The sequence below is a fragment of the Lachnospiraceae bacterium genome, assembly GCA_022794035.1.
Taxonomy (GTDB): domain Bacteria; phylum Bacillota; class Clostridia; order Lachnospirales; family Bianqueaceae; genus CALWPV01.
In genome coordinates, this window is the sequence record JAAWDX010000012.1 from 123,178 (window position 1) to 138,089 (window position 14,912).

Sequence of the window (14,912 nt, forward strand, 5' to 3'; positions counted from 1 at the left end):
TGAGACCTTCCTTTCTCTTTATACCATGACGATACTGGAGTTTGGCGCTTTGCGTCAAACTCGTAAGGCGGCTCAGGGACTTGAGTAGCCTAAAACTGCCTTGCCGCCTTTAACCAAAAGTTCAGCTCATTCTTCGCTGAACTTGGCAAGAAATCCCTACGGGATTCTTGCGGTCGTCCTATATCTTCATTTTACTATGTTGCTTTTGCAATCTATATCATAGCAATGCTTTCCTATTTAATTACATATTCATATATTTTAAGTCTCATAAAACGCTTTGTCAATCGGTAATATTTGGCTGAAATGTAAAAAATGTATGAATAAAGCCGCGCTAGTATCTTTTATTGCTGCTTTCCAATATACATCATATGGGAGCTGTAGCAAAAATATTGCGGATTCTCACACAGGCGAAGCGATAGATTTAAATATAAATTTCTAACCTCTTCGCTTTCCTGCTCAAGCATCGAAAGTCTTGTACCGGTGATCCCCTCCTGACCAAACAATGCCTGTTTCTGAAATCCCAGCTCTTCAAAAAAGGGCTCAATCTCACAATTATTGATAAAGGTAGCCTCTGTAAAGGCCGTCCCTGACCATGTCTCATCTGCCTCCATGCGGTCAAACAGGTCCATAGCCGGCTCATGGATCAGCTCCTCTGGGCATTCGTCTAAATAATAATTGAGGCCGGCTGCAATTGAAATAAACGACGCAAAGAGAGAGCCGCCTTTTTTTAAATGCTTTTTCGCCTCTTGCACGCACCGGGCCCGGTCTTCTCTGGCAAAAAGATGATATAAGGGGCCCATAAGCAGTACATTATCAAATTCTCCCAGCTTTAAGCTGCTTAAATCTCTTGCATCGCATTGATAGGCCTTAATTGTCACGCCATGCTCCTGTGCTTTTTTCTTAGCCAGCGCTACATTGCCGCTGCTTAGATCCACTAGCGTCACATCATATCCCTGCTGCGCAAGATAGATGCTATAGCGTCCCGGACCGCCTCCGATATCCAGCACGCTTCCTTTTTGAAGATAGGGCTGCATTTTATGCTTCGTGATCTCAAACTCAAAATGAAAGCCCTCCAGCCTCTCCCATTCTTTTTCCGGCGCTGCATCATAGTTTGCCTTTACAATACTGGATTCATCATCGTTTTTATCATAGTGAATCTGATATTTCATCGGAGTAAACCGAATGCCATCTATCTCCTGCTCCTCCGATACTGCCTGAAAGCCAAGATGCAGATAAAATCCCTTTCCATAAGGAGAGGCATTCAGCGTAATTTCTTCCGGTGCTGTCTGCTCTTTGGCAAGCTCCTGCAGTACATACTGAAAAAGAGCCTTTCCAATGCCTTGGCTTTGATACTCCTTTTTCACAAAGGCTAAGTTGATATGCGTTTTTCCTTCGCGCATGCCCATGACGCCAACGATCTGTTCCTGATCAAATGCTCCATACAAGGGGCATATGCCCTTTTGATAGTTCTGAATGAGGTTCTCATTTTCAATGATGTCCCGCTTAAAGGCGGCGACCCCCTCCGGCTTATACTCTGGCGCTTCAAACTGCATAAATACCTCTAATACTAAAGCCAGGGCTGCTTTGACCTCATATGAATTCACTTTTCTAATCGTATACATGCTGCTTTCCTCCACAAATTTTAGATAGTATAGCACTGATTTCCCTGTATAGCAAATCCTTTAAAGTATAATAGCAAGAAAGGAGGTGGGAGGGGGACTGTCGAGCGCTGCAAAGGAGATGGACACCGTGGAACGAAGGGGACGAACTGCTAGCGGATGCTGTAAAATCCTTCCTTTGCTGCGCTTCACTTTATCTTTTTTTGAATTTGACTGAATTTTTTCCTCCAGTAACCTATTCGTCCTCTGCCATGGCTGACAATTTTCAGCCATAGATTATTGTTCTTTTTTTATAGCTGAGTTTTTTCCACCATATTTTGTTTTTCCGCCAAGCTCGGTGGAATTTTTTCAGCTATTTTCGATTTTTTTCGATTTGCAGCTGAAGCCCTGGCCCACTTCTTCCTATGACTTCAGATTAACTTTTTATGAACAATCTTGAAAAAGAATCCCACTATGGTATAATAAGCGCAGCTAGATATATTTTGGCTATTCAAGCATTTGTGCTGCGCTATGAGTTTGACGCAAAGCGTCAAACTCCGATATCGTCTTTGTATAATAAGCGCAGCTAGATATATTTTGGCTATTCAAGCATTTGTGCTGCGCTATGAGTTTGGCGTAAAACGCCAAACTCCGGTTTCGTCATGGTATAATAAAGGCGGCAAGGCAATTTAGGCTATTCAAGCCCCTGAGCCGCCTTGCGAGTTTGCTGCTTTGCAGCAAACTCCGGTTTCGTCTTTCCAAGTTCAGCGAGGGACGAGCTGAACTTTTGATATACGACAGACTAAAAAACTGTAAGAAAGGATTTCTATGAAAGCATTTTCTGTACCAGAAATCAAGCCCTTCATGGCCGGGCTGCTGCAGGGGCCGCTTTTTTATGGCTGGCAGCTGCGAAGCGCTGAACTCGGCCTGATCAGCCGCATTCAAATCGATGGCAATCTCAACGCAGACTACTGGACGGAAGAAGAGAAACAAAAGCATCCTTCTCCTTATTTGCTCTGGGACGAAATTCAGCCCAAAATCCGGGCCCTCATCCAAGGCGGGCATACCCCCAGCTATATGAACATTACGCTGGCCATCTCCCCCGCCCGCGTACCCGATATTGCCCGCGACTTCATCGAAGCCTTTCTGCTCAACATTCGCTTTGACACGGCCACTCATCCAGAGCTGACAGCCGCTCCTAATAAAGCCCAATCCAGCGGTACACTCATGCTTGTCACCGGCCTGGCCGCCAAATCCTTCACCATGGACAAAACGCCCGAGCGCCTGTGGGACGAAAAAATCCCTACGTACTTCAAAGCGCACGGCGTTATGCTATTATAAATATTTATTCAACTACACATCCGCGCAGTATGCGCAGAACGGAGGATCATATGTCTTTAGAAGAAAAAGGAACTCTTTCCATCAACAGTGAAAATCTATTCCCCATTATTAAAAAATGGCTCTATTCCGATCAGGATATTTTTATCCGCGAGCTCGTCTCCAATGCTGTCGACGCCATTCAAAAGTTTAAGCATCTTGCCTCCCTCGGTGAAGCCGTCACTGACGGTGCTGCCTATGAGGTTCACATCCACCTTGACCCCGAGCAGAAAACCATCACGATCTCCGATAACGGAATCGGTATGACTGCGGACGAAGTCAAAAAGTACATTAACCAGATCGCTTTTTCCGGCGCAGCCGAGTTTATGGAAAAATACAAAGACAGCTCCGAGGATCCCATCATCGGCCACTTCGGCCTTGGCTTCTATTCCGCCTTCATGGTCTCCTCGCTGGTCGAAATCCAGACGCTCTCCTATCAGGAAGGCGCCGAAGCCGTATGCTGGACCTGCGACGGCGGCTCCACCTTCGAAATGACAGCCGGCAGCCGCACGGCCCGCGGCACCGATATCATCCTGCATGTCAACGAAGACGGCGAAAAATATCTGCAAAAGTACGAGATGCAGACCATTGCCGGCAAATACTGCTCTTTCATGGCTGTTCCTGTATATTTGACCTCTGCAGAAGACAACAGCAAAGCCGATGATACCGGCAAAGCCGAAAAGCAAGGCGAGGCTTCCTCCTCTGACGATGCGGCTCAGGAAGCGCCAAAGCCCATCAATGAGACATCTCCGCTGTGGCTCAAGAATCCCAAAGACTGTACGGATGACGAATATAAAGACTTCTACCGCAAGGTATTCATGGACTTTAAGGAGCCCCTCTTCTGGATCCATCTGAACATGGATTATCCCTTCAATTTAAAAGGAATTTTATATTTTCCCAAGCTGGGCAATGAATTTGAATCGGCCGAGGGGCAGGTGAAGCTATACTGCAATCAGGTATTCGTGGCGGATAATGTGAAGGAGATCATCCCTGAATTTTTGCTTTTATTAAAGGGCGCTATTGACTGCCCCGATATTCCGCTGAATGTCTCCCGAAGCTTCCTGCAAAACGACGGTTATGTGCGCAAGATCTCCGAGTATATCACCAAGAAGGTTGCTGACAAGCTGTGCCAGCTTTACACAAAGGATCGTGAAAATTACGAAAAATACTGGTCAGATATCCATCCTTTTATCAAATACGGATGCCTGCGCAATGAAAAGTTTTATGACCGCGTAAAGGACAGCATTATTTACCGCTCGATCAACGAAAATAAATATATCACACTGAGCGAATATCTGGAAGCGGCCAAGGAAAAGCATGAAAACAAGGTATTTTACACCACGGATGCCCGCCAGCAGGCGCAGTATCTGCAGCTTCTGAAGGCGCAGGAGATGGACGCTGTTGAACTGGGCACGGCCATCGATTCTCCCTTTATTTCTCTATTAGAATCTAAAAATCAGGATTTGCATTTCCTGCGCGTAGATGCTGATCTAAACGAGGTTTTAAAGGATAAAGATACTGCCGTCGCCGAAAAAGATCAGGAAGCCGCTGAGAAACTATTTCGCGAGCTACTGGGGGCAGATCAGCTTAAGATCCGCCTCGAAAGCCTGCGCGATGAAAAGGTATCCGCCATCATCGAAATGACAGAGGAAGCACGCCGCATGCAGGAAATGATGAAAATGTACGGCGCTATGGGCCTGGGCGCCATGCCGGCGCAGGCTGATGAAACACTTGTGCTCAATATGCATAATGCTTTAGTCGCCTATATCTTAGATCATCCTAAAGAAGAAAAGGCAGCTGCACTGGCGCATCAGATCTATGATCTGGCCAGACTCAGCCATGCGCCGCTATCGGCAGAAGCACTCACGGCCTTTTTAACCCGCTCTCAGGAGCTTTTGCAGGATCTTATCTAAATCAGAAGGGTAATGTGAAAATATGAAGAAAAAATCCAAGCTCGCCCTGGCCCCCCTCGCGCTGGGCTCTGCGGCAACCTTTATCGGCGGACTCTTTTTCTACCGCAATTTCATCCGGCGCGCTCAGCCCTCCGCTCTGCGCCCTGAGCTGCAGGCTGCGGCTGATCAGCTTTGCTCCCAATATACCGAAGAGAGTTGGGGCTTCACCTCCTTTGACGGCTTGCAGCTAAAGGCCCATTTCTTTTCCGGCCAGCCGGAAAGCCATCGGTACGCTTTGCTCGTTCACGGCTATCATGATACGGCCTACCGTATGGCCGCTCATGCGCTTCATTTTCTTGAGAAAGGATACCATGTTCTCATGCCCGATCTGCGCGGTCATGGCCTGAGCGAAGGTTCCTATGTCGGCTTTGGATATCATGATCATTATGATATTTTAGGCTATATTGATCTCATTCGTGAACATGACCCGCAGGCACAGATTTTACTGCTGGGCATTTCTATGGGCGCTGCAACCGTCATGCTCGCCTCTGGTGAATTTTTGCCGGACAATGTCAAATGCATCATCGAGGATTGCGGATATACCTCCGCCTGGGAGCAGTGCCGCCATAACATGCGCACCCTTTATCATCTGCCGGCCTTCCCGGTACTAACTCTGACCAATCTTATGGTCAAATGCAAACATCACTACTCTTTCAAAGAAGCCGCTCCCATCAAGGCTGTTGCCAAAGCAACCGTCCCCATGCTGTTTATCCATGGAGCCAAGGATGATTTCGTTCCCTTCTCCATGCAGCAGCAGCTGTATGATGCCTGCAGCAGCACGGAAAAAGAGCTGCTGGTCATCGAGGGCGCCGTGCATGCAAATTCCAACGAGGTCGCCCCTGCCCTCTATTGGCACACCGTTGATATGTTTATTGAAAAATATCTTTGACGCATCTGAAACAAAAGGCTGTAAAAGCAGATCATCTGTCTGCTTTTACAGCCTCTTTTTATGCAAGTCCTAATGCCTGCACGAGAAATGGAATCAGATCTTTTTCTCGCTTTTTCACATATTCTTGTTTATTACGCAGTGAAATGGAGTCCAGCGGCCACCCTGCGCGGCGCGGGGCAATTTCATGGTCAAGCAGATAAAACGAAGTAGTTTTTCGTTTTTCCTCTCTTGACTCCATATAAGAATCAATTTTTCCTTTATGATATACGGCATAGCCGTTCAAATAATAGGCAAGCATCTTCCCGCCCAAGCTTCTGGATAGTTCAGTATAATAAGCCACCATACTGTCGTCATCCAGCCGCGGCCGTCCCATCGGCGTGCGTACATGCAGTCCTGGCTGCCTCGCATCCTCTATCGGAAATGCATCCAAATATAATCCAGAATCATTGCAGATTACTGTTTCAAAAAACTTTCCGTAATATTTTGCCTTAATGACTGCATTTTCCTCCGGCGTTTTGCCGCCTTCCTCCGGCTCTGAGGTAATATTCAGATCCGTCAGCGATAAAACCGTAACCGGATAGGCAGCGAGCAGCTTCGTATAGTACTCAATCTTTGACGGATTGGTACTGCCCATCAAAACCTTCATGCGGTTTCACCCCACATCGCCCGCACACAATTGGCCGCTTCAAAATCCTTTGTGCCCATGCCATAGCCGATTTTATGCACCTTCATCACCGGCATTCCGGTAAATTCTGAAACAAAATGCTTAAGTAGTGCGGCTCCTGTCGGCGTACAAAGCTCGCCTCTCACCGCTCCGCCATAGATCGGCACATCTCTCAAAATATAAGCAGTTGCCGGCGCCGGCACCGGCAGGATGCCATGTGCACAGCGCACCTGTCCAGCTCCTACATGCACAGGAGAGGCGGCAATGCGCTGCGGCGAAAGCTCATGCATCAAAAGACATACCGCCGTGACATCAGCAATCGCATCCATCGTCCCTACCTCGTGAAAATGAATCTCGCTCACCGGCCGGCCATGCGCATGGCTCTCCGCCTCTGCAATCAGTCCATAAACTGCCAGCACATCCTCCCGCACCGTTTCCGGCAGATCCAGATGAGAAATAATATGTTCGATTTCATGCATACCCGCATGATGATGCGCATGGTCATGATGGTGATCGTGATCATGATGATGTTCATGATGGTGCTCATGTTCCGCTACATCCTCACTCTTCTCCTCGGCTTCTCCCACCATCACCTTGATATGTGTGCCCATAATGCCGCATTTAGCTGTCTGCTCCTTGCTGATTTTCACTCCGGGAATCCCCAGCGCATTTAGCTTTGTTAAAAACGCCTCCGGATCCGGCAGCAGCTCTAAGAGCGCTGCTGCCAGCATATCGCCGGCGGCTCCCATATTGCATTCTAAATATAAGGTCTTCATCTGTACTCCTTTCTGTATTTCATCATTTTTTTATTATATCAATCCCCTGCCTTGCTGTCAAATTCTAAACAAAAGGCCATGAAGCATCTATTGGATTGCTCATGACCTTTTATCTGATTATTCTTCCATCTGCCTGCCCAAAAATCCGGCAGCAACCATGACCAGCTTTTTATCACTTTCTGCCATAGGATGCTCTCCCAGCATCGCTACAGCTCCGATCGGATTTCCTTCGCTGATAATCGGCATAATCACCTGACTGGCGTATTGATCCCCTTCCTCTGTAATCGGAATATATCCTTTTTCACCGCTCTGCGCCAAATGCAGCTCCCGCTGCTGCATAACCTTTTCCAGCTCATTGCTGATATCCTTATCCTGCAGCTTTTTCTTTCCCTGTCCGGATGCGGCCACCACCATATCCTTGTCAGAAATGCAAACGGTATATCCGCTGGACTGTGCCAGCGACTCCGCATAATGCTTAGCAAAGCCGCCCATATCGCCGATCGGCGAATACTTTTTTAAAATAATCTGACCATTTCGGTCCGTAAAAATTTCCAAAGGCTCGCCTTCCCGCACTCTCATTGTTTTACGAATTTCCTTCGGGATGACAATTCTGCCTAGATCATCAATTTTTCTCACGACTCCCGTCGCTTTCATACGCTACTTCCTCCATTTACAGATTTCATAAAAAATTTGTGCATCTCACCTGGCTAGTATTTGTGATATTGCTAAAAATATGCAATTAAAACGCCTTCTTCTATAAAATGGGATTTTCAGCTCTTGCCTTCAGCCGCTCCCAGCGCCGATCTACCTCCTGCTGAATGCTGCCAACTACCGCTTCATATTCAGCCTTTTTCAGATGCTGCGTACGCCCCATCATGCTCAGAAAATCAAGCACGGGCCGCTTCTTTCCCTTTTCCTCAGGATCATAGCTGAGCTTCGTACATCCGTTTTCGATTTCATACAAGGGGAAATAGCAGCAATCCACTGCGGCCTCAATCACACTTCGTTCTTTGTTAGGCTTATCATTCCAGTTAAGAGGGCATGCCGAAAGTGCTTTCATATAGACTACGCCCTGCTCATTCGCATATTTTTGCGCCTTCGCTGCTTTTCTGATAAAATCAACAGGATTGGATTCTGCTACGGTGGCTACATAGGGAATATTCGCGGCGGCCATAATCTGCGGCATATCCTTGTGGAAGAATTGTTTGCCGTACTGCATCTTTCCCACATGGGAGGTAGCGCTCCGGGCGCCCTTTGGCGTCGAATAGGAGAGCTGGTAGCCCGTGTTCATATAGCCTCCGTTATCATATTCAAACAGGATCAGGTTACTGCCCCGCAGCGCTGTGCCGAGCGCGGAGCCCATGCCGATGTCCATGCCGCCATCGCCGCTGACCATAATAAACGTAAGCTTACCTTCCGGCAGCTCGCCGCGCTTTTGGCGCTGGTGATACATCTCAACTAGGCCGGACAGGGTAGCGGCTCCGTTTTGAAAGAGATTGTGCACATAGGGCACCTTAAAGGCCGTTTGCGGATAGGGTGTTGTGACGACCATGCCGCAGCCTGTTTGAAAAAGCAGTACGACATTACCTTCTATGCCCCGCAGCAAAAGGTTCACATTCACAGGAATGCCGCAGCCGGGGCAAGCACCGTGACCGGGTGCAAGGCGTTTGGGCATGCGCGTGGTCTCGTTTAGCTGCCCGCCCTTTACCTGAAAATGCCCAGAATCCTGGATGACCTGAACTGCGTTGATTGAGGCATTTTCCTCTGTTACTGGATTAAAATAAGGCTTCTTCTCTCCCTCCTGACCGGGCTGCACATGCAGATAGTCAAATGCGGGAGCCCCCGGCTCCTCTGCCAGCTGAAACAGCGCCTCTGCATCGTGGACAAAAAAATCCTGTCCCCCCAGCCCATATACGCGGCTGAGGATTCTTGTATTGATGGCGCTGCTCTGCAGCGCTGCCTTCACCTCCAGCGAGAGATTGCCTCCTCCCGCGCCATAGCTGTCCTGCCTGTCTCCTATGATGATTGTCTTTGCTGTTTTGCATACCGCGGCTAAACCCGCTGCAGGAAATGGCCTGAGCTGGCGCAGCGTAACAGCGCCTGCCTTTTTTCCCTGTTTTCGCAGCCGGTCAACGGCTTCCTTTGCCGTTTCATAGCTGGAGCCTAGTAGGATGAGAAGCGTGTCTGCCTCCTCTGCCCGATAGGCCTCTACCTCATGATATGCCCTGCCTGTCAGCTCCTCATACTCCTGAAAGACCCTCTCCGTCACTGTTTTGGCCTCTTCCATCGCTAAATGCAGCTGATATTTATTGTTTCCCAGATCCGGCTCATTCATATAGGATCCAATCGAAACGGGATGCTCGGGATCCAGCGCCGTATAGGCTGCTTCGTACTTTCCCAGAAAATGCTGCACCTCTTCATCGCTTTCCCATATTTCGCAGCGCCGTTTTTGATGAGAAGTAAAAAATCCATCGAACGCTACAATGACCGGCAGCTTAACCGCTTCCGCAATTTTTAGGCCGCAGAGATTAAAATCATAAACCGCCTGCGGCGAGCCGGCAAATAAAATGATCCAGCCGCAGCTTAGCGTATACATAATATCGCTGTGATCTCCCTTGATGTCCAGAGGGCCGGATACTGTGCGGCAGGCTACATTGAGCACCATAGGAAACCGCGTGCCGGATTGGACGGGCAGCTGCTCCAGTGCATATAAAAGACCATTGGCACTGGTTGCATTAAATACGCGTCCTCCCCCTGCTGATGCTCCGTAGCAGATACCGGCTGCACTATGCTCTCCCTCAGCCGGCATCAGCGATATATCGTGAAGTCCTTCTGCCTTTAAAACGTCTAGTTGCTCAGCGATTTGCGTCGATGGCGTAATGGGATAGTATCCCATCACATGGTAATTGATCTGTTTTGCCGCGTAAGCAGCTAATTCGTTTCCGCTCTCAAATACAGCCCTTTGTTTGATTTTCATCACTCTATGCCTCCTTCTGCATCAACCGGCTTTTCTTTTAGATAGGCCTCACTGGTAATCCATGAGTTTGCTCCCACACAATTAAAATCGATATGCTCTGCAATCAAATCCTGATTGCGGACAAAATGCGGAAGCTGCGGATAGTTTCGCTCCTCCTCTGCCGTTAGCGCTTCCGTTGGGCATACGGCAACGCAGCGCAGACATCCCTTGCAGTGATGATAATCCAGACCTCCGTTGATCATTCGCTGCTTGCCCTTATATTCTCCCTCATGAAATTGAAATACCATATCCGGGCAGGTACTGTCGCACAGGGCGCAGTGGATGCATCGCTCTGGATGGAACAGGGGAATATAGCCCTCACGGCTGGCTGAGACATCATTGCTGACCGTACTGCCGATCCGGGGATTGACTCCTCCAATCGGTGCTGTACGATAGCCCCAAGACAGCCTTTTCTCCTCTTTTTCCGCCTGCGGCGGGACGTTTAGCTTTATGGGCTCTGACATCTGCTCGTAACCTGCCCTGACGCCTGCCAGATTATTTTCTAATAAATGGGGATATTTCTTTCCCATTGTCTCTTGAATTAGCTGCAAAACTGGTTCTAGCGGAATGAAGCCGGAGGCCTTCACGAGTGCGCCGAGCATGACCATGTTCAGCCTGCTTTTATGATCCAGCGCCGCCTTTTGCGCATCGATGCAGTATAGTAGCCCCTGCGAAATTCTCAGCTTTTCTTGCGCCTCCTGCGGGCTCTTGGGTGTATTGAGCACAATATGAGTTTCTTCGGTTATGCCGGACAGGGCCGAGCTTTTTTCAAGCATTGCTTCGTGAAAGAGCCCCAAAAGCTGCGGCGTCTCTACCGGGCTGTTAATCCGCAGCTCCTGATCTGCTTTGCACCAGCGGATATAAGCCTTGACCGGCGAACCGCGCTTTTCTGATCCGTAGCTGGCAAAGCTGGCGGCATTTAGGCCCAGATACATCGCGCCCAGCTCTCCCAGCAGCTTTCCGCACAGATTGGCGCCCATACCGCCCACGCTTTCTAAGCGTATTTCGTAATATCCTGCTTCGTTTGTGATTGGCAGCTCTTGATTTTTCATAGTTTCCTCCCTTTTACTCTCTATCGTCAACTATGCTTAGCCTGCCGCAAAATCTGGGAAAATATACAAAAAACAGAGCCAAGACACTGATTTAGGTCTTGGCTCTCGCTCTGTCTGTATTCTTAAAATCAATCTAAATTATAACATCTTTACCGCATAGCAGCATTCAAATACGGCGCCGCCTTCCAGCTTTTGGATCCCGTCCTTTTCCGGCAGCTCTCCCGCAAAATCCTCATAATCGGCTAATCCATACCATGGCTCGATACAGGCATAGGGCGATCCCGGCTTATTCATTGACCATATCCCCACATAGGGAAAGCCGCTCAGATCCATCTCGACGCCGCGCCCTGTTTCCGGATTTTGAATCCTCAGCTTATGAAAGGCAAAATCATGAAATACCAGCGCATCATCCTTGAAAATCCCCTCGTATAGGTGAAGATCCTCTCCTTTTTTAATGTATTCCTTTTCTACTTCACGGCGGAACTGCCCGTTTTCACTCAGCAGCACCCGGTCCAGGCTTTCCTTTACATCAAAGCTGACTACCTGCTTTTCAATCGGGCCGTCATAAAAGAAGCCCGGATGTCCGCCGATTGAAAAATACAGCGCATGTTCTGCCGGATTTTCTACCCGGAAGGTTGTGATGATTTGCTCTGCCTCCAGCGTATAAATCACTGACAACACAAAATCAAAAGGATAGGCCTTTTTCGTTTCCTCCGAGGCCTTCAGACGAAAAACAACCTGTGTCTTAGTCTGATCGGCTATCTCAAAGACCGACTGCCGGCAGAAACCATGCTGTCCTATCTCATAGGTCTTTCCCTGATAGCGGTATTGATAATTTTTGCAGCGGCCAACCACCGGAAACAGGATGGGTGCCTGTCCCTTCCAGATCGCTGGGTCGCCGTTCCAAAGACATTCGCGCCGGTGCTCCTTATCATAGATTCTGGTCAGCTCGGCTCCTTCTTCTTTGGCTGTCACAATAAACCTTTCGTTTTCTAATGTAACCATACAACCTCTCTCCTCTATCGTTTTTTATCAGTATACTCTGGATGAGCGCTCCTGCCAAGTCTTAATTGACAAATTTTCTCTCCTGCGCTTATCTAGGATAGGGCTTGACCCTGCCTCTATTTACTGCTACAATGAAATCTGCTTATAGTACTATTGGATTTAAGCGCTTTCGCGCTCCAGAAAAGAGGTATTTATGAAAAAAAGTATTAAGATGAGTTTACTCGTCGTTTTGATTTTAATCATTGCTTGCACTGTGGTTGTGCTGTGGAGTCCTTGGAAGAAGCAGCAAAGCGCTTCTTCTCAGTCTTCGCTTGTCTCTTCCTCCTATTCAGCTCCCTTATCCTCTGCTCCCGAAAGTCTTTCCTCTTCGGAAAGCTCTGCTTTGCCGGAGTCTTCTGCAGCTGACTCCGATTCTTCTTTGGCCTCTGGACTTAATCCTGAGGATCAGCCGGATTCGCCGGATCTCAATTTTAAACCTTCCGGCGTATCTTATGATGATATTATGATCAATGTCCTCACCTGCCTCCTGTCACGCGATATGTCTTCCTTTGCCTCCTACGTAGGCAGTCAGGGGCTGCGCCTCTCTCCCACCGGCAGCATGACAGAGCAAGATATAGTCCTGTCTGCCGACGAGGTCGCCGAGTTTTTCCAGCTTGACAGCAAAATCTATGGGACATACCCCGGCAGCGGAGAGACCATCCGCTGCACGCCGGAGGAATATTATACCCGTTATCTCGCCCCCTCTGATTTTAACTTCTCAGCTGCGACTACGGCTTATAATGATGCGGCTGATTTAGAGACGGCTGCTGGCTTTGTCAGCAATCCTAAAACTGTCAGCTATGAGTATTCTCCCAGTGCTATGGAATGGATGCGGCTGATCATGGTATATGCAAACGACGGAGATCGGGGCGATGTGCTCTGCGGCATTGTCTATCGCGATCTAACAACGGATTGATTGATCAAGGCTTCAGCGCTGAAACGAAGCTGCTGTGCTTTCGAAACTGCTTTGTCTTTGAAGCTGCTTTGCTTTCGAAGCTGCTTTGCTTTCCGCCAGTGTTGGCGGAACTAAACTAAATGGCGGAAGGATTCCAGTCATGTCCAGAGTTTGGACAAAAAAATGGCGGAAATCCTTCCGCCATTTACTATTTCAAGATACTTGCTGACAGAAAATCTCAGCGATATGATAGGCGCTACGCCATGCATAGCTGAAAAAGTTCAGCTATTTCGTCCATTTCCGCCATGGGCGGAGGAACCAACATGGTAAAACATGATAAAACAAAACAACACAGCAAACCAACATGGCAAACCGCACAGCTGAAAATACGACGAGAAAACAAGAAAGAAAAACAGAGGACTCTCACTCTGTCAGCATACTCTCCAGCTCTCTTCGAATTTCCTGAATAAATTCCTCAGAGCTGACTGATCGCAGGGAGGCTCCTTCTTCAGGGCTGGCAAGAGCAATTAAATCCTTGGTCATGATGCCTTGACCTAGTACCTGCATGCAGGCCTTTTCCAGCGCGTCTGCAAATCCCATCAGCTCCGGCAGACTGTCGAGCTCTCCTCTTTTTTTCAGAGCTCCTGTCCAAGCATAGATCGTCGCGATCGGATTGGTTGAGGTCTTTTCTCCTTTTAAATACCGATAATAATGCCGCGTCACCGTGCCGTGCGCCGCTTCGTATTCATATACGCCGTCCGGGCTTACCAGCACCGAGGTCATCATCGCCAGCGAGCCAAACGCCGTAGAGACCATATCGCTCATCACATCGCCGTCATAATTTTTGCAGGCCCAGATGAATCCGCCCTCCGAGCGAATGACCCGCGCGACTGCATCATCGATCAGCGTATAAAAATATTCAATCCCGGCAGCCTCAAACCGCTCTTTATACTCTTCAAATACAGCCGCCATAATTTCTTTGAAAGCGCCGTCATAGGTCTTAGAAATCGTATCTTTAGAGGCAAACCATACATCCTGCTTTACATCCAGCGCATATTGGAAGCAGGCATGGGCAAACGCGCGGATAGAGGCCTCTTTATTATGCATTGCCTGAAAGACTCCCGGCCCCTCCAGCGTCTGTACTGTCTCACGCTGCACCCGTCCGCTCTCTCCAGTAAAGACCAGCTCACAGGTGCCGCCCTCCTCAGTCCTTAGCTCAACGCTCTTATACACATCCCCATAGGCATGACGCGCAATGGTAATCGGCTTTTTCCAAAAACGAACCGCCGGCTTAATCCGCTCCAGCAGAATGGGCGCACGAAACACGGTTCCGTCCAGCATCGCCCGGATGGTGGCATTCGGGCTTTTCCACATCTCATGCAGCTGGTATTCCTCCATGCGCTGCTTATTCGGCGTAATGGTCGCGCATTTAACAGCCACGCCATATTGCTTTGTCGCCAGCGCGGCATCCACCGTGACCTGATCCGCTGTCTCATCGCGGTGCGGCAGTCCTAGGTCATAGTATTCTGTTTTCAGATCAATAAATGGCAGCAGCAGCTCCTCCTTGATCATCTGCCACAGCACCCGCGTCATCTCATCGCCGTCCATCTCCACCAGCGGCGTTAGCATTTGAATCTTTTTCATCCTCG

Annotated in this window: 12 protein-coding genes; 4 read left to right on the forward strand and 8 right to left on the reverse strand. The window is 48.7% G+C overall.

Going from position 1 to position 14,912, the window contains the following annotated elements:
- Positions 1-341 precede the first annotated feature (341 nt).
- The gene (locus HFE64_09825; GenBank protein ID MCI8633760.1) at positions 342-1,622 is read right to left on the reverse strand and encodes a GNAT family N-acetyltransferase; all 1,281 of its coding nucleotides are present in this window, start codon (positions 1,620-1,622) and stop codon (positions 342-344) included.
- Positions 1,623-2,426: 804 nt separating this feature from the next.
- On the opposite strand from HFE64_09825, the gene HFE64_09830 reads away from it, so the two are divergent.
- From HFE64_09830 to HFE64_09840, 3 genes are read left to right on the forward strand one after another with little or no spacing between them, the layout of a single operon-like run.
- Entirely contained in the window at positions 2,427-2,939 is a 513-nt protein-coding gene (locus tag HFE64_09830; protein ID MCI8633761.1) for a hypothetical protein, read from the forward strand.
- 50 nt (positions 2,940-2,989) lie between these two features.
- Complete coding sequence (gene htpG / locus HFE64_09835; protein ID MCI8633762.1) at positions 2,990-4,888, forward strand: molecular chaperone HtpG; 1,899 nt, start codon at positions 2,990-2,992, stop codon at positions 4,886-4,888.
- Positions 4,889-4,910: 22 nt separating this feature from the next.
- A complete protein-coding gene (locus tag HFE64_09840) occupies positions 4,911-5,816 on the forward strand; it encodes an alpha/beta hydrolase (GenBank protein MCI8633763.1) in 906 nt (301 codons plus the stop codon).
- Between the two features lie 58 nt (positions 5,817-5,874).
- On the opposite strand, the gene HFE64_09845 is transcribed toward HFE64_09840, so the two are convergent.
- From HFE64_09845 to HFE64_09870, 6 genes are all read right to left on the reverse strand, one after another.
- Entirely contained in the window at positions 5,875-6,462 is a 588-nt protein-coding gene (locus tag HFE64_09845; protein ID MCI8633764.1) for a non-canonical purine NTP pyrophosphatase, read from the reverse strand.
- The gene (locus tag HFE64_09850) at positions 6,459-7,256 is read right to left on the reverse strand and encodes a LarC family nickel insertion protein (GenBank protein MCI8633765.1); all 798 of its coding nucleotides are present in this window, start codon (positions 7,254-7,256) and stop codon (positions 6,459-6,461) included. The genes HFE64_09845 and HFE64_09850 overlap by 4 nt, the downstream gene beginning before the upstream one ends.
- Before the next feature lie 117 nt (positions 7,257-7,373).
- The gene (locus HFE64_09855) at positions 7,374-7,910 is read right to left on the reverse strand and encodes an AbrB/MazE/SpoVT family DNA-binding domain-containing protein (protein MCI8633766.1); all 537 of its coding nucleotides are present in this window, start codon (positions 7,908-7,910) and stop codon (positions 7,374-7,376) included.
- A gap of 100 nt (positions 7,911-8,010) precedes the next feature.
- Positions 8,011-10,233, reverse strand: coding sequence for a pyruvate synthase (locus tag HFE64_09860; GenBank protein MCI8633767.1), 2,223 nt, complete (start codon positions 10,231-10,233; stop codon positions 8,011-8,013).
- Positions 10,233-11,324: a 4Fe-4S dicluster domain-containing protein gene (locus tag HFE64_09865; protein ID MCI8633768.1), complete on the reverse strand. Its 1,092-nt coding sequence runs from the start codon at positions 11,322-11,324 to the stop codon at positions 10,233-10,235. The genes HFE64_09860 and HFE64_09865 overlap by 1 nt, the downstream gene beginning before the upstream one ends.
- A gap of 138 nt (positions 11,325-11,462) precedes the next feature.
- Positions 11,463-12,329, reverse strand: coding sequence for an aldose 1-epimerase family protein (locus HFE64_09870; GenBank protein MCI8633769.1), 867 nt, complete (start codon positions 12,327-12,329; stop codon positions 11,463-11,465).
- Positions 12,330-12,522: 193 nt separating this feature from the next.
- Between HFE64_09870 and HFE64_09875 the strand changes: the two genes are divergently transcribed.
- Positions 12,523-13,284, forward strand: a complete 762-nt coding sequence (locus tag HFE64_09875; GenBank protein MCI8633770.1) for a hypothetical protein — start codon at positions 12,523-12,525, stop codon at positions 13,282-13,284.
- Between the two features lie 402 nt (positions 13,285-13,686).
- Here the strand turns inward: HFE64_09875 and HFE64_09880 are convergent, their stop codons facing one another.
- Positions 13,687-14,907, reverse strand: a complete 1,221-nt coding sequence (locus HFE64_09880) for an NADP-dependent isocitrate dehydrogenase (GenBank protein ID MCI8633771.1) — start codon at positions 14,905-14,907, stop codon at positions 13,687-13,689.
- Between the last annotated feature and the right edge of the window lie 5 nt (positions 14,908-14,912).